Here is an 18,795-nt window from a genome sequence, read left to right on the forward strand (position 1 = left end):
CGTCGGATCCGCCGCCTGGTGGGAATGAACCAAGCGCCCCCGGCGTTATCCTTCAGATGCGTATTGTTATTGCAGGTGGACACGGAAAAATCGCTCGGCACCTCACCAGGGAGTTGACCCGGCACGGGCACGAGGTCGTAGGCCTGATTCGTAGCGACAGCCAGAGCGCCGACCTCACGGCCGACGGGGCGACGCCGGTCGTGATCGACATGGAGGACTCATCGACGGCCGAGGTGGCCGCCCTGCTCTCCGGCGCCGACGTCGCAGTCTTCGCCGCGGGTGCCGGTGCGGGCGGGAGTGAAGAGCGCAGGAAGGCCGTGGACCTCGGCGGCTCCGTGCTCCTGGCCGACGCCGCGGAGGCCGCCGGCGTGGCCCGCATCATCCAGATCTCCTCGACAGGCACGGAGAAAGTGCGCGACGGCCGGATCCCCGAAGACGTCCCGGCTGACTTCTTGGGCTACCTTCAGGCCAAACTGGCGGCCGAGGAGGACCTCATCGGGCGCCCCCTGGCCTGGACGATCGTTCGCCCCGGCGGACTGGTGGACGACGCGGGAACCGGCCGGGTGCGCCTGAGCCCCGCCGGCCCCGGCCTCGCGGAGGATCGGGCGACCGTTCCCCGCGAAGACGTCGCGGCCGTGCTGGCCGAACTGATTACCGGCGGCGGCGCCGAGCGCCGCATCCTGCATCTGGTCTCGGGCGAAGACTTGATCCCCGCGGCCGTGGCGGCGTTCGCCTAACCGGGTTCGACCTGGGGCCGCCCGGTGCCCTAGGACGCCTGGGCGGCCCTTGAACCAACGGGCGTGGTGTGGCAGGCTGAGTGTGAGAGCGCTCTCTCAGGTGAGAGGATTGAGCACTCACCCGGCGCATCCGCCGGCCAGTCCACTGGAGGATCGCATGCCCATCGAGACCATCGCCCTGCACACCGTCGCGGGCAGCGTGCCGGGTAACTCAGAGGGCATCGTCGGAGGCGGCCCGGTCGATCTCGACGGACGCCTGTTCTACCGCATCACGGACTACGACCAGATGCCGCCGTTCTTCATGACCCTCGTCGGCGCGAGCGATGTCTGGCTCTTCATCTCGAGCACCGGAGGCCTGACGGCCGGCCGAGTGGACGCTGAACGAGCCCTGTTCCCGTATTACACGGACGACAAGGTAACGGAGAGCGCCGGTCGCACGGGAGGGCTGAGCGTCGTCCTCGTGCGGCTTCAGGGCGGTTCGATCGCCCACTGGCAGCCATTCGCAGAGCTCCGACCCGGCGATCTGGCCGTACAGCGCACGCTGTACAAGGACAGCCTGGGAACGACCCTCGTCTTCGAGGAGACCCGGCCGGATCTTGCCCTGCGCCTGCGAGTGACCTGGCAGACGAGTGCCCGCTTCGGCGTCGTGCGCGGCTGCGTCCTGACGTCGCTTGCGGACGAGCCCCTCAACCTGGACCTCCTCGACGGACTGGTCAATATCCTGCCCGCCGGGGCGGGGAAGAAAACGCAGAACGAACTGAGCGTGCTCCTCGACGCTTACAAGCGCGCGGAGGTCGACGTCCAGACAGGCCTCGGCCTGCTGACGCTCACTGCGACGCTCTCGGATCTCGCGGAACCCAGCGAGTCCCTGCAGGCCAACATCGCCTGGCAGGTCGGGCTCTCCGGTGAAGAACACCTGCTCTCAATCGGACAGGTGTCGTCGTTCGCCAGGGGCCGCGGCATCGTCGCCGAGACCGACATCCGCGGCCAGCGCGGCGCGTACCTGGTGCACGCACGGTTCACCCTGCCCGTCGGCGGCGAGCAGCGGTGGTCGGTCGTCGCCGACGTCAACCAGGATGCGGCGGATGTCGTCAGCCTCCGCGCACAACTGCGCAACCCGGGTCTTCTCGCCGCGGAGCTCGAGGCGGACATCGCCGGCACCCGGTCCGACCTCGAGACGATCCTCGCGGCCACCGACGCCACCCAGTACAGCGGCGATGAGCTCGCGACGATGCACCACACGGCCAACGTGCTCTTCAACACGATGCGCGGCGGCGTCCCGGCCGAGGGCTATACGGTCGAGGCGCTAGACGTGCGGGCATTCGTCGCAGAGCGGAGCCACGCAACCGCACAGCGCTGCGCCTCGGTGCTGGGGACCCTGCCCGCGCGGCTGCGGGCAGATGAGCTCGTGGCGATCGCACAGGACTCCGGAGACGTGGACCTGTGGCGTCTCTGCACGGAATACCTGCCGCTCACGTTCAGCCGGCGGCATGGCGACCCAAGCCGACCGTGGAACCAGTTCACGATCACTCTCCGGGATGAGAACGGCGCACGCCGACTGGAATACCAGGGCAACTGGCGTGACATCTTCCAGAACTGGGAGGCGCTGGCCTGGTCCTTCCCCGAATACGTCGAGTCGATGGTCACGATCTTCCTCGATGCGACGACCGCGGACGGCTACAACCCGTACCGAATCTCCCGGGAGGGCATCGACTGGGAGGTCCCCGAGCCGGAGGACCCGTGGTCCAATATCGGCTACTGGAGCGACCACCAGATCATCTATCTGCTCAAGTTGCTCGAAACGTCCCACCGTTTCCACCCGGGGCGCCTTGACGCGCTCGTCAACCGGAGGTCCTTCACCCACGCCGACGTGCCCTACCGGATCGCGCCATACGCGCAGATCCTCGAAGACCCATACAAGACGATCACTTTCGATCAGGATCGGGAACGCACCATCATCGCGCGGGTCGCCGCGGAGGGCTCGGACGGCCGTCTCGTGCACGGCGCCGACGGTGACCTGGTGAGGGTGACGCTGGCCGAAAAAGTACTGCTGCTGCTGCTTGCGAAGCTCGTCAACCTGGTGCCCGACGGCGGAATCTGGATGACCACCCAGCGCCCGGAGTGGAATGATGCCAACAACGCCCTCGTCGGCCGGGGCCTCTCGGTGGTCACCCTCGCCTACCTCCGCCGCTACCTGGCCTTCCTGCAGGGACTACTCACGGTCGACGTCGAACTCAGCAGGGAGCTGACCGATCTAATGACCGCGGTGCAGGGCGTGCTCGCGGGCCACGCGGACGCCCTGGCCGACGGGTTCGACCCTCGTCGCCGCAAGGTCGTCATGGACGGTCTGGGCCAGGCGGGGACCGCCTACCGCCGGCGGGTGTACGCCGGGCAGAGCGGCGCCCGGGAAGTGGTCGCCGCCGGCGACGTCTCGGAGTTGCTCGGCCTGGCACTACTCTTCGTCGACGCCGGCCTGCGCGCCAACCGCCGTGACGACGGACTCGTGCACTCGTACAACGTGCTCGACCTGGCCGACGGGAACGCCGGCGTGCGGCGGCTCGCCGAAATGCTCGAGGGCCAGGTCGCCATCCTGTCCTCCGGGCTGCTCAGTCCTCAGGAGTCGCTCATCCTGCTGGGCGCCCTGCGCACCAGCCGGCTCTACCGCGCCGACCAACACAGCTACATCCTGTACCCCGACAAGGATCTGCCGACCTTTCTCGCCCGCAACACCTTCAGTGCCGAGCGTGCCGCCGGCTGCCCCCTCGTTGACCGCCTCATCGCGGCCGGGGACCGCAGCATCATCGTCCGGGATGTGGAGGGTGACATGCACTTCGCCGCACAGATCCGTAACGCCGGGGGCGTGGCGGACGAACTGGACAGGCTGAGCGCCGACCCGACACTGCACGACCTGGTCGAGCGCGACCGGGCAGGACTCCTTGAGATCTTCGAAGATGTCTTCCGACATGCGGAGTTCACCGGGCGCTCGGGCACATTCTTCGCCTACGAGGGCCTCGGCAGCATCTACTGGCATATGGTGTCGAAATTGCTGCTCGCGGTGCAGGAGACGCTCGAACGGGCTGTTGCCGAGGGGGCGGAGGAGGCCACAATCCACGGGCTGGTCGATGCCTACGAGGACGTGCGGACAGGCCTCGGCTACTGCAAGGACCCCCTCACGTACGGTGCGTTCCCGACCGATCCTTACTCGCACACGCCCGCGGGGCAGGGGGCGAGGCAGCCGGGAATGACCGGACAGGTCAAGGAAGGGGTGCTCACCCGCCTCGGGGAGCTCGGCTTGCGCGTCGAGGCAGGTCGAATCGTCGTGCGCCCCACCCTGCTGCGTGCCGGCGAATGGACGACGGCGCCGGGAACGTTCGCCTACCTGGACGTCTCCGGGCAGCCCAGGACGATCGAGCTGCCTGTGGGCGCGCTCGCGTTCACCTTCTGCCAGGTCCCGGTCGTGTTCCGCCGGGGTGGCCCGCTCGAGGTGGTCGCGCACCTCGCCGACGGCACTCAATCCCAGAGGGCGAACGGCGTCCTGGACGCGGATCTGAGTGCCGGTGTCTTTCGCCGCGACGGCCGCATTGCGTCGCTCAGGGTTCGCGTGCCGGACGGCTCCGGAGCCTGAGAGCGGGCGCTCGGGAACCCGGCGTGCCGACGGTCGGCGGCGCCCCGGGTTCACCTGCCCACACCGTCACCAGTCACTTGAGAGCGCTCTCTTGACAACCGGCAGTGCTGCCGCTATCGTAAGCATCACCAGCGTGAGAGCGCTCTCACCGATTGAGCGCGAACTCGCATCCACCCATCATCAGCACGCACACAAGGGAGTGACCGTGAAGCGTTTCCCGCGCAGCACAATCGCAACAACCGTCGCCGGAGCAGCAGCCTTCGCACTGATCCTGACCGGCTGTTCCGCCGGCGCCGGCTCGGAGCAGGCCACGAACGCGAAGGTGAAACTGACCGTCGCCACGTTCAACGAATTCGGCTACGACAGCCTCTTCAAAGAGTACGAGGCCGCGAATCCGAACGTGACCATCGTCAACAAGAAGGCGGCCACCTCCAACGAGGCCCGTGACAACCTCACCACCCGGCTCGCCGCCGGCAGCGGCCTGAGCGACGTCGAGGCCATCGAGGTCGACTGGCTGCCGGAGCTCCTGCAGTACTCAGACCAGTTCGCCGACCTGTCCTCGGCCGACGTCAAGGGTCGCTGGCTGGACTGGAAGACCAAGGCCGCCACGGATGCCACGGGTCGCCTGATCGCCTACGGAACCGACATCGGCCCGGAGGGCGTCTGTTACCGTTCCGACCTCTTCAAGGCCGCCGGCCTGCCGACCGATCGCGCCGAGGTCGCCAAACTCCTCGGCACTACCTGGGACAGCTACTACGCCGCCGGAGCGAAGTTCAAGGCCGCCGGCACGAACGTACCGTGGTTCGACTCGGCCGGAGCAACCTGGCAGGGCGTCGTCAACCAGATTCCCAACGCGTATGAGAAAAAAGACGGCACCGTCATCGCCACCGAGAACCCCGCAGTGAAGAAGGCATACACGAGCGTTCTCGCGGCCAGCAGCACTCTGTCCGCGCACCTCGCACAGTGGAGCGACGACTGGACCAAGAGTTTCCAGAACAACGGCTTCGCCACTCAGCTCTGCCCGGGCTGGATGCTCGGCGTGATCTCCGGCAACGCGGCGGGTGTCACCGGCTGGGACATCGCCGACACGTTCCCCGGTGGCGGCGGCAACTGGGGCGGCTCGTACCTGACCGTTCCCAACCAGTCCAAGCACCAGGCCGAAGCCAAGAAGCTCGCCGCGTGGCTGACCGCCCCTGAGCAGCAGCTCAAGGCGTTCGCCTCAAAGGGCACCTTCCCGAGCCAGGTCGACGCTCTCTCGAGTGACAAGCTCCTCGGATCGACGAACGCGTTCTTCAACAACGCGCCGACCGGCCAGATCCTGGCCAACCGTGCCGCGGCCATCGATGTGACGCCGTTCAAGGGTGTCAAGTACTTCCCGATCAACGACGCGATGCAGCAGGCGCTCACCCGCGTCGAGAGCGGCACGATGTCCGCCGACCAGTCATGGAACCAGTGGGTCGCCGACGTGAAGGCGCTCGGCTAACCAGCCGATTCCGGCGGTGGTCGGGCGTGGCGAGACCGGTTTGGTCTCGCCACGCCCGACCACCGGTCTCGACAAGCTCGACCACCGAACACAGAAGCAAGGATCAACCATGACTACCGCCGCCGCCGAGGTGAAGGCCCGCAGCATCCGCCGCATTACCCTCAGCCACCGGCTCAGCCGCTGGGACGTGCGCTTCTCGCCCTACCTCTACATCTCCCCGTTCTTCATTCTCTTCACGGTGATGGGTCTCTTCCCGCTGCTCTACACGGCGTGGGTATCGGTGCACGACTGGAACCTCATCGGCGGCCAGGGCGACTTCGTCGGCCTGAAGAACTTCGCCACCGTTCTCGCCCAGCCGTACTTCTGGACCTCCCTGCGCAACACCTTCAGCATCTTCCTACTCTCGAGCGTTCCCCAAGTCCTGGCTGCAATCGCCATCGCCGCCGTGCTCGACTTCAACCTGCGCGGCAAGACCTTTTGGCGCATGGGTGTGCTGCTCCCCTACGTCGTGGCACCGGTCGCCGTCGCACTCATCTTCAATGACCTCTTCGGCGACAGGTACGGCCTCATCAACAGCGGGATCATGAGCCTCGGACTCGAGCCGATCCGCTGGCACGTTGACGTGATCCCCAGCCACCTCGCGATCGCCACGATGGTGAACTTCCGCTGGACCGGCTACAACGCCCTTATCTTCCTGGCCGCCATGCAGGCGGTCCCCCGCGACTACTACGAGGCCGCCATCATCGATGGAGCCAACCGGCTGCGCACCTTCTGGTCGATCACCGTGCCGCTGCTTCGCCCGATCATCATCTTCGTCATTCTGACCTCCACAATCGGCGGGCTGCAGATCTTCGACGAGGCACGCATGTTCGACAACGTCGGCCAGGGCGGGGCGAACCGCCAGTGGCAGACGCTCACGCTCTACATCTACGAACTCGGCTGGGGACAGCGCAACTTCGGCCGGGCCTCCGCCGTGGCCTGGCTGCTCTTTCTGATCATCATCATCATCGCGATCCTCAACTTTGTGATCACCCGGCGGATCGCGGGCTCCGCCGACCGAAAGCTGCGCATCCGCGCGAAAGGCATCTCATGAGCAAGACCATCATCGGCGGCCACGATCGCCGACCCGGAGTCTGGGTCTACGGGATCCTGATCGCGGTCCTGCTGGGCTCTGCCTTCCCGATCTGGTGGTCGTTCTTGATCGGCAGCCAGGACGCCGCAGCCCTGAACAAAAACGGGATGCTGTGGATCCCGGGCGGCAACTTCATCGCCAACGCCGCGACCGTCATCGACAGCATCCCCTTCTGGAACGCCCTCGGCAACAGCATCATCGTTTCCACGGCCGTCTCGGCAAGCGTTGTGCTGTTCTCCACACTGGCCGGCTACGCCTTCGCCAAGCTGAAATTCCGCGGGCGAGAGGGCCTGCTCATCTTTGTGATCGCGACCATGGCCGTTCCGACCCAGCTGGGCATCGTGCCGCTGTTCATCATCATGTCGAAGCTCGGCTGGACCGGCAGCCTCTGGGCCGTCATTGCGCCCGCCATGGTCACCGCGTTCGGCGTGTTCTGGATGACCCAGTATCTGCGCGACGCCCTGCCCGACGAGCTGATCGAGGCCGTGCGCATGGACGGCGCCTCCATGATCCTCAGCTTCTGGCACATCGGTCTTCCGGCCGCCCGGCCGGCTGCCGCGATGCTGGCCCTGTTCACCTTCATCGGAACCTGGACCAACTTCTTCTGGCCGTTCATCGTGCTCGGTCCCGGCAACCCGACCCTCCCCGTGGCACTGCAGCAGCTTCAGGCCGCCTTCTACGTCGACTACTCGCTTGTTCTCGCCGGCGTCGTGCTGTCGATCATCCCGCTGATCCTGGTCTTCGTCTTCCTGGGTAAGCAGCTGGTCGCCGGCATCATGCAGGGTGCGGTCAAGGGATGACCACGTTCGAACTACGCCCACCGATTTTGACTGAGAATAGGGTAATGACCACAACGGATGCCCGAGCCTTCCCGTCCGACTTCCTCTTCGGGGCTGCGACGGCCGCCTACCAGATCGAAGGCGCCGCCCACGAGGACGGCCGCACCGACTCGATCTGGGACGCCTTCAGCCGGGTGCCCGGCGCTGTCCTGCGCGGCCAGAACGGCGAGACGGCCTGCGACCACTACCACCGCTATCGTGACGATGTCGCGCTGATGAAGAACCTCGGGCTGCAGACCTACCGGTTTTCCACCTCCTGGTCCCGCGTGCAGCCCGACGGCGGCCCGGTCAACCCGAAGGGGATCGATTTCTACTCCCGGCTTGTCGACGAACTTCTCGGAGCGGGCATCAAACCGTGGCTGACCCTCTACCACTGGGATCTGCCCCAGGCGCTCGAAGAGCAGGGCGGCTGGACCAGCCGCGATACGGCGGCCCGGTTCCGGGACTACGCCCTCAATGTGCATGGCGCGCTCGGCGACCGCGTGAACGTGTGGACCACCCTCAACGAGCCCTGGTGCTCGTCCTTCCTCAGCTACACGGGAGGAGCCCACGCGCCCGGACGGCAGAGCCCGCGCGATGGGCTGGCCGCGGCACACCACCTGCTCCTCGGACACGGCCTTGCCGTCGAGGCACTCCGCACACGCGACCCCCAGCTCCAACTCGGCATCACGCTCAATCTCACCGTCGCCAAGCCGGTCGATCCGACCCGTTCCGGCGACGTGGATGCCGCGCGACGCATCGACGCGCAGTTCAACCGGGTCTTCCTCGACCCGATCTTCCGCGGCGCGTACCCGGACGACCTGCTCGAGGACGTCAGGGAATTCGGGCTGGCCGACTTCATCGAGGAGGGTGACCTGGCCCAGATCAACCAGCCGATCGACAGCCTGGGCGTGAATTACTACCACGGCGAGCTGGTCAGCGACCGCCCGGCCGGGCATCCGCTGCTCGAACAGGCTCCGACGGGCCGGGCCATCCGGTCGCCGTACCCGGCGGCCGACGGCGTCTTCTACCACCCGCAGGGGCTGCCGCTGACCGCGATGGAGTGGGAGGTGCAGCCGGACGGGCTGCGCGAACTCCTGGTGCGCGTGAACAACGATTACGCCGCCCCGGCCGGCACCAGTCTGTACGTCACCGAGAACGGCGCCGCCTTCGACGATGTCGTCGCCGAAGACGGCAGCGTGCCGGATGCGCGGCGCACCGCGTTCCTGAAAGACCACCTGGGCGCCGTCCTCGACGCGATCGACCACGGCGTCGACGTCAAGGGCTATTTCTACTGGTCACTGATGGACAACTTCGAATGGGCCTGGGGTTACGACATGCGGTTCGGCATCGTGCGCGTCGACTACGAGACGCAGGAACGCACGGTGAAGGACAGCGGCCACGCCTATGCGGAGATCATCCGCAATCGCGCGCTGTCCTGAAGAGGCGGGGAATGAATGCGTTCAAATAGAATGACGCCATGACATCCCGTGTGCGCCAGGCGCGACCTCCGCAACCGACCCTGGAAATGGTGGCCGCGGTGGCGGGGGTGTCCCGGGCGACCGTGAGCCGGGTGGTGAACGGGTCCACAAAGGTCAGTCCCGAAATCGTCGCCTCCGTCACCGTCGCCGTCAACGAACTCAACTATGTTCCGAACCGGGCCGCGCGCTCGCTGGCCAGCCGGCAGACCCAGGCCCTGGCGCTCGTCGTGCCGGAGGATATGACCCGGTTCTTCGGCGATCCGTACTTCGCCGCCGTCGTGCAGGGCATCACCCGCCGGCTCGACCAGAGCGATTACACGCTTAACTTGCTCGTGGCCTCGAGCGACCCCCAGCACAAGACCCTGCGGTACCTGAGGTCGGGCAACGTGGACGGGGCCCTGATCATCTCGCACCACACCGGTGACGACTTCGTGGCCGAGCTCGAGACCACCATGCCGGTGGTCTTCGGCGGTCGCCCGTCGACCGCGGACGACCTTGAGGCCTATTTTGTCGATGTCGACAACGCTGCGGGCGCCGAACTGGGCACCCAGCGTCTGATCGACATCGGCCGGCACCGGATCGGGTCGATTTCCGGGGCAATCGACATGCCGGCCGGGATCGACCGGTTGACCGGGTTCGAGCGCACACTGAACCGGGTCGGGATGCCGACGGATGCCGTCGAGCACGGCGACTTCACGGCGGCCGGCGCCGCCGCGGCCACGCGCCGCCTGTTGGAGCGGTGCCCCGACGTCGACGGCCTCTTCGTGGCCAGCGACCTGATGGCCATCGGCGCGCTGGGCGTTCTGCGGGAGTACGGCAAGTCGGTGCCGGGGGACGTGGCCATCGTCGGGTTCGACGACAGCCCGGCCGCAACCTCGGGTCCTGTCCCCCTGACCACCGTTCATCAGCCGTCCGAGGAAATGGGCTACGCGATGGCGGACACGCTCCTCCGGCGGCTCACCGGCGATGAACACGTGCCGCACCGCACCATCATGCCGACCCGACTGATTCTGCGCGATTCCGCCTAGCCGCTACACCCGGGCGAGCTGCGGCATGACCTCGCGGGCGATGAAGTCGAGATGGTCGAGGTCTGACAGGTCGAGGTCTGACAGGTCCATGATCTGCCGGCAGGCGCATTCGACGCCGTCGGCGGCGAGCGCACCCAGCCGGTCGACGACCTCGGACGCTGTGCCGGCCAGGCCGTGCGCGCGCAGCTCGGCCCGCGACCGGCGCGGTGATCGAGCCTGTCGAGATCAGACGAGATCTGTCGAGATCTGTCGAGATCTGTCGAGATCTGCCGAGATCTGCCGAGATCAGACGATGGCGATTGTCGGGCCGAGGAACTCCACCTCGGACAGCGGCGCGAACCGCTCCCGCATGACGGCGATCGACTCAGGGTTCTGGTCCACCAGCAGGAACCGGCGCCCGAGGGCAGCCGCGACCGCGCCCGTCGTGCCGCTGCCGGCGAAGAAGTCGAGCACCCAGTCCCCCTCCCTGCTGGAGGCCTGGATCATCCGGCGCAGGATGCCGACCGGCTTCTGGGTGGGATACCCGGTCTTCTCCTTGCCCGTCGGCGACACGATCGTGTGCCACCAGACATCCGTCGGCAGCTTGCCCCTCGCGACCTTCTCCGGGGTGACCAGGCCCGGCGCCATGTACGGCTCCCGGTCGACCGTTGTGGAGTCGAAGTAATACGCGGCAGGGTTCTTCACGTAGACGAGGATCGTGTCGTGCTTGGTCGGCCAGCGATTCTTCGACTTCGCTCCGTAGTCGTAGGCCCAGATCAGCTCATTGAGAAAGCAGTCCCGGCCGAAGAGCGCGTCGAGCAGCACCTTCGCGTAGTGCGCCTCCCGGTAGTCGAGGTGCAGGTACAGCGTGCCGTCGTCGGCGAGTAACCGCCAGGCCTCGATCAGGCGAGGCTCGAGGAAGGCCCAGTAATCCTCGAACTGGTCGTCGTAACCGAGCAGGTCGCCCTTGATCCGCTCGTAGCGCTGGCCCTTGAAGCCGGTGATGGTGCCGGCCGCGTGCGCGCCGAGCGCGTCGGAGTCCACCGGGGCATTGGACCGAACGGATGTCGTGGACTGGCGGTTCTGCTTCCGACCGGTGTTGAACGGCGGGTCGAGGTAGATCAGCGTGAACGCCCCACCCGGCAGCCCGGGCAGGATCTCGAGGTTGTCGGCATGGACGACACGGCTGGGAGAGGACGGGGACCACACGGTTGGCATTCCCTCATTGTGTCAGGCGGCCTACCCTGTAGAGATGACTACTGACTCAGCGGCCACCGAGTCGTCGGCCCCCACCGTTCGCCACGAGCCCGCGCTTGCCCGCTACACGCTGCGCATCGACGGGGAGACGGCCGGGTTCGCCGATTACGAGGTGGACGGCACGGAGGTGCTGTTCACCCACGTCGAGGTGGATCCGGCGCGCCGGGGCCAGCGACTGGCCAGCATCCTGGTCGAGCAGGCCCTCGACGACGTGCGCGTGCGCACTGACCTCACCGTGGTGCCCGTCTGCCCGTATGTGGTCAGCTGGATCGAGTTGCACGCCGAATACCAGGACCTGCTGACCCGCGGCCGCTAGCCCACCCGCGACCGCAGCCTGCCCGCGACCGCAGCCTGCCCGCGAGAGTGCAGTTTTGGCCCCCTGGCGGCTCGCGAACGGGCAAAAACTGCACTCTCGCGAACGCCGGGATCGGCGCGCGTCCTACGGGACGCGACCGATCCAGTCCGCCGTGCCGAACTTGCTCTCGACCAGCGCCGCTGCTTTGGCGTATTCCTCGTCGGTCACGTCTCCGCTGACCGCGCCGTAGAGCCCGGTGAACGTCCGCTTCATCCGGTCGATGATCTCGGCCCGGCTCAGGCCGGTCTGGCTGCGCAGCGGGTCGACGCGCTTGGCCGCGCTCGTGATCCCCTTGTCGCTGAGCTTCTCCCGGCCGATGCGGAGCACCTGCACCATCTTCTCGCCGTCCATGTCGTAGCTCATGGTGACGTGGTGCAGCACGGCGCCGCTGCCGAGGCGCTTCTGGGCAGCCCCGCCGATCTTGCCCTTCGGACTGGTGATGTCGTTGAGCGGCTGATAGTAGGCGTCGATGCCCAGCGACTTGAGCGCGGTGAGAACCCACTCGTCGAGGTAGGCGTAGGAGTCGGCGAAGGTCATCCCCTGCACCAGGTCGGTGGGGGCGTAGATCGAGTAGGTGATGACGGAGCCGGCCTCCATGAACATGGCGCCTCCACCGCTGATCCGGCGCACCACGGTGAAGCCGTGCTTCTCGGCGCTGACCGGGTCGACCTCGTTCTTCAGGGATTGGAAGCTACCGATCACCACGGCCGGTTCGTTCCACTCCCAGATGCGCAGGGTGGGACTGCGGCGCCCCTCGCCGACCTCGATCGCAAGCACCTCGTCGAGCGCCATCTGCATCACCGGCGGAACGGGACGCGGCGAGTGGATGAGCTGCCACTGGTAGTCGAGCCAGCTGCTGGCCCGGGCAAGCGAACGCCGGATCGCGACCGCCACCGACTCCGGGGAGAAACCGAGCAGGGTGGCATCGGCCGGGAGCGCAGACCTCACTGCGGCGGCGATGCTCACCGCGTCGCTGTCGGCGGACAGCCCGTTCACCGCGGCATTGATGTCGCCGAGCGCGCTGTCAGGCTCGAGGAAGAAATCACCGGCCAAGCGGAAGTCGACGATCGTGTTATCGACGACCTCGAGATCGACGACGACAAGCTTGCCGCCTGGAACCTTGTATTCACCGTGCATGACTCAAGCCTAATCCTCGCGCGCCGCAACCCGCTCGTCCAGCCACCCGATCAGGTCCGCGAAGACCTGTTCCCGGTTGGTCTCGTTGAAGACCTCGTGCCTCGCCCCCGGATAGACGATCAAACGGATGTCCCGCAGCCCCGAGCGCTCCGAGTAAGCCTTCGAGAGCATGCGGGCGCTCCGCTCCCCGCCGACGGTGTCGTCGCTTCCCACCAGGATCAGCAGCGGCAGCTTCTCCGGCAGTCCGCGGGCCGGCCGCCCGAAGAGCCGGGCCGCGTCCCTGATCCCGAAGAGCTTCGCCAGCGGCACGGACGTTGTCAACGGGTCGGCGACGAACGCGGCGGCGACGGCCGGGTCCCGGCTGAGCCACTCAACGCCCGTCGTGCCCAGGTTCTTGTGCCTGCGGTTCAGGTCGCCGCCATCGAGGAAGCCCGGCATCCGGTAGGCGGTGCCGCTGAGCACTACCGCGTCGTAGCCGTCCGGGTGACGATTGAGGATCATCTGCGCCATGAACGAGCCCCAGCTGTGACCGAGCAGCACGAGCGGAACACCCGGCTGTTCGGCCCGGATGATCCCGCTGAGCTGGTGCACGGCGGCGACGGCGGCCCGCAGCCCGCCCGCGCCGAGCCGGCCGAGCCGGGAAAGATCACCGCGGTGCTGGTGCACCCCGGTCTGGCCGTGGCCGCGATGGTCATCGGCGTAGACGGTGTATCCCGCCGCGTTGAGGTGCCCCACGACCTCCTCGTAACGGTGCGCGTGCTCGCCAACCCCGTGGACGAGCTGCACGGTGGCACGAGGGTGCGGCACTGCCCAGACGTAGTAGGTGATTGCGACGCCGTAGTCATCCGTGTAGGTAGGCACGGGGCCAGTCTGTCAGGCCGAACGGGGGGCCGCGCCGAAACCCGCCGGAAATCGCCACCCAGATCGACCCAAACGGGAATACTTAGCGACGCTAAGTGGTTATTCTTGGTATCTATGGAATCTGTAACGGCATCCGCTTCGCCCGCCTCGGGCTCGACCTCCGGTCGCCGCATGACGGTCGCGGAGTTGAGCCATGAATTCCGGCTGACGAACGGACGTCTTGCCCGCCGTCTCCGCCAGGAGAAGGCCGACAACGAACTCAGCGGCAGCCAGTTCTCCGCCCTCGGCACCCTCTTCTTCTACGGCCCCTTCACCCTCCGCGAGCTCAGCGAGCACGAGAAGGTGACACCGCCGTCGATGAACAGGACCGTGAACGCCCTGGTGCAGGCCGGGCTGGTGAACCGCACCGGCTCGGCGGACGATGGCCGCAAGGTCGTGCTCACCGTGACCGAGACCGGGCGCACCATGATGCGCGACACCCGCAAGCGCCGGGACGCCTGGCTGGCTCAGCGCATCGTCAAGTTCACCCCTGAGCAACGCCGGGTGTTGGCCGAGGCCATCGAGATCATGAAGGAGCTCACCGACAGTTGAGTGCCATGTTCCGCTCCCTGAGCGTTCCGAACTATCGCATCTGGTTCGCGGGCGCCTTGGTGTCGAACATCGGAACCTGGATGCAGCGCACCGCCCAGGACTGGATCGTGCTCACCGACCTGACCGATCACAACGCCACCGCGGTGGGGATCGTGATGGCGCTGCAGTTCGGGCCCCAGCTCCTCCTGATGCCGTGGTCCGGCCTCATCGCCGACCGGTTCAACCGGCGCAGGCTCTTGATGGTCACCCAGGGCCTGATGGGCCTGCTCGGCCTCGGACTCGGCCTGATCACGGTCACGGGCGTGGCCCAGCTCTGGCACGTCTACCTGTTCGCCCTCGGCCTCGGGATCGTCGCCGCGATCGACGCCCCGGCGCGACAGACCTTCGTCTCCGAACTCGTGTCCGACGACAAACTCTCCAACGCGGTGGCGCTCAACTCGGCGTCGTTCAACGGCGCCCGCCTGATCGGCCCGGCCGCCGCGGGTATTCTCACCGTCGCCATCGGCGCCGGCTGGGTCTTCATCATCAACGCGTTCACCTTCGGCGCGACCGTGCTCGCAATGGCCATGTTGCGAACGAAGGAACTGCGGCCGCAGCCGCGGGCGCCACGCAAGAGCGGCCAGCTGATGGCCGGCTTCCGCTACGTGTCGCATCGGCCGGACATCGTGGCCGTGCTGGTCACGGTCTTCCTGGTCGGCACCTTCGGCTTCAACTTCGCCATTTTCACCGCGACGATGGCCACGGTCGAGTTCGGCATGGGCGCGGGCGAATTTGGTTTCCTCAGTTCGATCATGGCCGTCGGGTCGGTCGCGGGCGCTCTGCTGTCCGCTCGCCGCAGCCGCCCACGCCTGCGGCTGGTGGTCGCCGGATCCGCGGTGTTCGGGATGTCCTGCGCCCTGGCAGCGGTGATGCCGAACTACGTCACCTTCGCGATCTCCCTTGCACTGATCGGCTTCGCGTCACTGACCCTGATGACCACAGCCAACGCCTACGTACAGACCACGACCCGGCCGGCGATGCGCGGCCGGGTGATGGCGCTGTACATGGCCATCTTCGCCGGCGGCACCCCGCTCGGGGCTCCACTGGTGGGCTGGGTGGCCGATCAGTACGGCCCGCGCTGGGCGCTCGGCGTCGCCGCGCTCTCCGGCATCCTGGCCGCCGGCGCCGTGCTCTTCTGGATGGTGCGGTACCGGAGCCTGCGCGTGCGCTACCGGCCGGGCCGCACGCCACGACTGCTGCTGCGCCATGACGGCGACGGACGCGACGTGGTGGCCCGCACGCCGGAGACCGCCACCCGAGAGATCGCGATCGTGGAGGCAACGGCCGGCCGGTAGACGTCCGCCGGCGCGGCGGCGTCCGTCAGCGCACGCCGTCAGCGCACGCCGTCAGTGCCAGCCGTCAGTGCCAGCCGTCAGTGCCAGCCGTCAGTGCCAGCCGTCAGTGCCAGCCGTCAGCGCACGCCGCCCATCAGTCGCAGGATCGGCCGGGAGATCAGCGCGAGCAGCAGGCCGAGCGCGATGGCGACGCCACCGATCACGCTGAAATACAGCGTCTCCGGGACCGTCGTGTACCACTCCGCCAGCCAGCCGGAGACTGCGGTGCCGAGCGCGATCGACAGGAAGAACAGAGCCACCATCTGAGTCTTGAACGGCTCGGGGGCAAGCTTGGTTGTGATCGACAGGCCGACCGGGCCGATCAGGAGCTCGGCCACCGTGAGCACGAGCAGGATGCCGACCATCGCCGCCATCGGCGTCGAGTTCGCGCCGCCGCCGGTGAAGGGCAGGAACATCAAGAAGGCGACGCCCATCACCGCGGTCCCAATCGCGAACTTGACCGGCGTCGACGGCTGGCGGGAACCCCACCGGGTCCACAGGGCAGCGAACGCGCCGGACAGCAGGATGATGAAGATCGGATTGAACGATTGCACCCAGGAGACCGGCAGCACCCACCCGAACAGATCACGGTTGAGGCGCTCGTCGGCGTAGATCGTGACCACGGTGAACTGCTGCTGTGACAGCGACCAGAAGGCGGCGCTCGCGATGAAAAGCGGGATGAACGCGTACACGCGTTTGCGTTCGACAGCGCTGATCCGACGGTTGCGGAGGATAACGACGAAGTAGCTGATCGTCGCGATCACGGTGAGGCCGATCACGATCGTGACCAGGCTGGTCGGAGTGATGACACCCACCATCACGAGCACCACGATCGCGGCGACCACGGCCAGGGCCGAGGCGAGGTAGGGCATCACGCGTTCGGTCGGGAGCGGGTTGGGCACGTGGTGCACGACCTCGGGCAAGCGCTTCCGCCCGAAGGAGTACTGCACCAGGCCGATCGCCATGCCCACGGCGGCCAGGCCGAAACCGAAGTGGAAGCCGAGGGTGGACTGCAGCAGCCCGGTCAGGATCGGGCCGAAGAACGCCCCCAGGTTGATCCCGAGGTAGAACAGGGAGAAGCCCGCGTCGAGCCGCGGATCGTCACGGCGGTACAGCGCGCCGACGACGGAGGTGGCGTTGGCCTTGAGTCCACCGCTGCCGAGGGCGATCAGGATCAGCCCGACCGTGACCCCGGCCACACCGGGGATGAGCGCGAGCGCAAGGTGGCCCATCGCGATGACGACGGCGCTGGAGAACAGCACCCGCTCGGAGCCGACCAGGCGGTCCGCGATCCACGCACCCAGGATGGTGGACAGGTACACCCCGCCGCCGTACGCGCCGACGATACCGGCGGCGGTCGCCTGCGGGATTCCCAGGCCGCCCCTGGTCGCCGAAAAGTACAGGTAGAGCAGCAGGATGCCCTGCATGCCGTAGAAGGAAAACCTCTCCCACATCTCCACCCCGAAGATGTTGGCGAGCGCACGCGGCTGCCCCAGGAAGCTGCTGTCCTCATGGGTGGGGTTCCGTTCCGCGACGGTGCTCATTGCTCGACCCTACCGCGTGCCCCCCGTACTGGGGGCATCGACGAGGGTTTGGCCGTACACGATACGATCAGAAAAGCAGTATCGCTTCTGCCGGAGGGGCCCGATTGGACGCACACTCACTCACGTCGCTCATCAGCGAGGTGCTGTCCCTGGTCGGCCTTGCCCTCGGCGTGATCCTCTATCTTGCGGGGGCATTCGTGCGCGGGATCAAGGGCCGGTGGATCGCGGCCGATGGGGTGATTGCCGCGTCGGGAACGGGAACCGTCATCCGCTGGTTCGACCAGGACGGCGACGTCCATGAGTGCCCAGCGACCACCCACGAGACCCACCAGCTGCCACCCGGGCGGGATGTCCCGCTCTGGTTCAACTCGAGGACGCCAACGCACTGCCGCACCCACGCGCCCGAAGCCGAGGGAAGGGGCCTGCGGCTGACGGGCCTCATCCTGCTCGGCACCGGCCTTGCTGCGGCCATTCTCGGCTTCGTGCTGATGTTCGTCTGATCCGCCGCAGCCTAACTGCCTGACGCCTTCTCCGGGGTGGCCAGGTGCTCCCCGAAGAAGGCGTCGATCCTCTGCCAGGCGTCGGCCGCTGCGACCGGGTCGGGGCCGGCGCCGAGGATGCGCTTGAGCACGAATCGCAGCACGAGCGGCCCGGTCTCGGCGTCATTGAGGAAGGCATGCCCCGCACCCGGGTATTCCTTGACGTCGTGCGGGATTCCCCGCCGGACCAGCGCAGCCTCGAGAGCGCCGGCGGCTCCCTTCAGCGACGCGTCGGTCGCGCCGTAGCTGCCGACGATCGGACAGGCCCCAGCGAGCGCCTCATCGAGGTCCTTGGGGAGGCGCCCGTAGTTGACGGATGCCGCGTCGAAGCCGCGCGCGGCCGCCACGAGGGCGAAGCCGCCGCCCATGCAGAAGCCGAGCACCCCGACCTCGCCGGAGCAGCCTGGCCGATCGACCAGGAACCGGCGCGCGGATTCGATGTCGACGAATGCGCGGCCCTCGCCCGCCTGCAGGGCGCGGAACGTCGCGGTGAGGCACTTGCGCGGACCGCCCGCGGTGAACAGGTCGGGCATCAGCGCCAGGTAGCCGGCTTCGGCCATCCTGGCCACCTGACGGCGCATCACGTCGGTCAGCCCGAATGCCTCGTGCACGAGCACGACGCCAGGCCAGGAGCCTTCCCCTACCGGGATACCAAGGAGCGCGGTGAGTCCCACGCTGCCGCCGGGTGACCCCGGCAGGGTGAGGTCGATGAGTTGCGGCGCTATGGTCATGGCGACCTTCCTCTGGTGGCTGAATCGTAGCGCAAGGCGTCGAACCGGAGCGGGCACCCCGGCGCAGCTCCGCCCGGACGACCCCGTGCGTTCACCGCGGAGACAGAAAGGCTGCCCTGCCCGG

Annotated in this window: 16 protein-coding genes; 11 read left to right on the plus strand and 5 right to left on the minus strand. The window is 67.3% G+C overall.

Going from position 1 to position 18,795, the window contains the following annotated elements; all coding sequences use genetic code 11:
- Positions 1 to 56 precede the first annotated feature (56 nt).
- The 7 genes from E3O19_RS16540 (at position 57) to E3O19_RS16570 (ending at position 10,304) form a co-directional block, all read left to right on the plus strand.
- Positions 57 to 737 carry an NAD(P)H-binding protein gene (locus tag E3O19_RS16540; protein WP_134569385.1) on the plus strand — a complete coding sequence of 227 codons (681 nt, stop codon included), beginning with the start codon at positions 57 to 59 and terminating at the stop codon, positions 735 to 737.
- A gap of 157 nt (positions 738 to 894) precedes the next feature.
- Complete coding sequence (locus E3O19_RS16545) at positions 895 to 4,362, plus strand: hypothetical protein (RefSeq protein WP_134569386.1); 3,468 nt, start codon at positions 895 to 897, stop codon at positions 4,360 to 4,362.
- A 199-nt stretch (positions 4,363 to 4,561) separates the two neighbouring features.
- The gene (locus E3O19_RS16550; protein WP_198413938.1) at positions 4,562 to 5,845 is read left to right on the plus strand and encodes an ABC transporter substrate-binding protein; all 1,284 of its coding nucleotides are present in this window, start codon (positions 4,562 to 4,564) and stop codon (positions 5,843 to 5,845) included.
- 109 nt (positions 5,846 to 5,954) lie between these two features.
- Entirely contained in the window at positions 5,955 to 6,938 is a 984-nt protein-coding gene (locus E3O19_RS16555) for a carbohydrate ABC transporter permease (protein ID WP_134569388.1), read from the plus strand.
- Entirely contained in the window at positions 6,935 to 7,777 is an 843-nt protein-coding gene (locus E3O19_RS16560; protein ID WP_134569389.1) for a carbohydrate ABC transporter permease, read from the plus strand. Before E3O19_RS16555 ends, E3O19_RS16560 begins: the two co-directional genes overlap by 4 nt.
- Positions 7,778 to 7,821: 44 nt before the next feature.
- Positions 7,822 to 9,237 carry a GH1 family beta-glucosidase gene (locus tag E3O19_RS16565; RefSeq protein ID WP_134569390.1) on the plus strand — a complete coding sequence of 472 codons (1,416 nt, stop codon included), beginning with the start codon at positions 7,822 to 7,824 and terminating at the stop codon, positions 9,235 to 9,237.
- Positions 9,238 to 9,275: 38 nt separating this feature from the next.
- A complete protein-coding gene (locus E3O19_RS16570; protein WP_134569391.1) occupies positions 9,276 to 10,304 on the plus strand; it encodes a LacI family DNA-binding transcriptional regulator in 1,029 nt (342 codons plus the stop codon).
- A 285-nt stretch (positions 10,305 to 10,589) separates the two neighbouring features.
- On the opposite strand, the gene E3O19_RS16575 is transcribed toward E3O19_RS16570, so the two are convergent.
- The gene (locus E3O19_RS16575) at positions 10,590 to 11,501 is read right to left on the minus strand and encodes a DNA-methyltransferase (RefSeq protein WP_134569392.1); all 912 of its coding nucleotides are present in this window, start codon (positions 11,499 to 11,501) and stop codon (positions 10,590 to 10,592) included.
- A gap of 34 nt (positions 11,502 to 11,535) precedes the next feature.
- Here E3O19_RS16575 and E3O19_RS16580 point away from each other — a divergent pair, with 34 nt between their 5' ends.
- On the plus strand, positions 11,536 to 11,856 hold the full coding sequence (locus E3O19_RS16580) for a GNAT family N-acetyltransferase (protein ID WP_134569393.1): 321 nt from the start codon (positions 11,536 to 11,538) through the stop codon (positions 11,854 to 11,856).
- 123 nt (positions 11,857 to 11,979) lie between these two features.
- Here E3O19_RS16580 and E3O19_RS16585 read toward each other — a convergent pair whose 3' ends face one another.
- The gene (locus tag E3O19_RS16585; protein ID WP_134569394.1) at positions 11,980 to 13,032 is read right to left on the minus strand and encodes a lipoate-protein ligase LplAB; all 1,053 of its coding nucleotides are present in this window, start codon (positions 13,030 to 13,032) and stop codon (positions 11,980 to 11,982) included.
- A 9-nt stretch (positions 13,033 to 13,041) separates the two neighbouring features.
- A complete protein-coding gene (locus tag E3O19_RS16590; RefSeq protein ID WP_134569395.1) occupies positions 13,042 to 13,893 on the minus strand; it encodes an alpha/beta fold hydrolase in 852 nt (283 codons plus the stop codon).
- A 114-nt stretch (positions 13,894 to 14,007) separates the two neighbouring features.
- On the opposite strand from E3O19_RS16590, the gene E3O19_RS16595 reads away from it, so the two are divergent.
- Positions 14,008 to 14,484 (plus strand): MarR family winged helix-turn-helix transcriptional regulator, encoded by a 477-nt coding sequence (locus tag E3O19_RS16595; protein ID WP_134569396.1) that lies wholly within the window; start codon positions 14,008 to 14,010, stop codon positions 14,482 to 14,484.
- Positions 14,481 to 15,818 (plus strand): MFS transporter, encoded by a 1,338-nt coding sequence (locus E3O19_RS16600; protein ID WP_134569397.1) that lies wholly within the window; start codon positions 14,481 to 14,483, stop codon positions 15,816 to 15,818. The genes E3O19_RS16595 and E3O19_RS16600 overlap by 4 nt, the downstream gene beginning before the upstream one ends.
- 116 nt (positions 15,819 to 15,934) lie before the next feature.
- Here E3O19_RS16600 and E3O19_RS16605 read toward each other — a convergent pair whose 3' ends face one another.
- On the minus strand, positions 15,935 to 17,401 hold the full coding sequence (locus E3O19_RS16605; RefSeq protein ID WP_134569398.1) for a peptide MFS transporter: 1,467 nt from the start codon (positions 17,399 to 17,401) through the stop codon (positions 15,935 to 15,937).
- Between the two features lie 104 nt (positions 17,402 to 17,505).
- Here E3O19_RS16605 and E3O19_RS16610 point away from each other — a divergent pair, with 104 nt between their 5' ends.
- Positions 17,506 to 17,901 carry a DUF3592 domain-containing protein gene (locus E3O19_RS16610; RefSeq protein WP_134569399.1) on the plus strand — a complete coding sequence of 132 codons (396 nt, stop codon included), beginning with the start codon at positions 17,506 to 17,508 and terminating at the stop codon, positions 17,899 to 17,901.
- An 11-nt stretch (positions 17,902 to 17,912) separates the two neighbouring features.
- Here E3O19_RS16610 and E3O19_RS16615 read toward each other — a convergent pair whose 3' ends face one another.
- On the minus strand, positions 17,913 to 18,671 hold the full coding sequence (locus tag E3O19_RS16615) for a dienelactone hydrolase family protein (RefSeq protein WP_134569400.1): 759 nt from the start codon (positions 18,669 to 18,671) through the stop codon (positions 17,913 to 17,915).
- Positions 18,672 to 18,795 lie beyond the last annotated feature (124 nt).

This window comes from Cryobacterium algoritolerans, assembly GCF_004402785.1.
Taxonomy (GTDB): Bacteria; Actinomycetota; Actinomycetes; order Actinomycetales; family Microbacteriaceae; genus Cryobacterium; species Cryobacterium algoritolerans.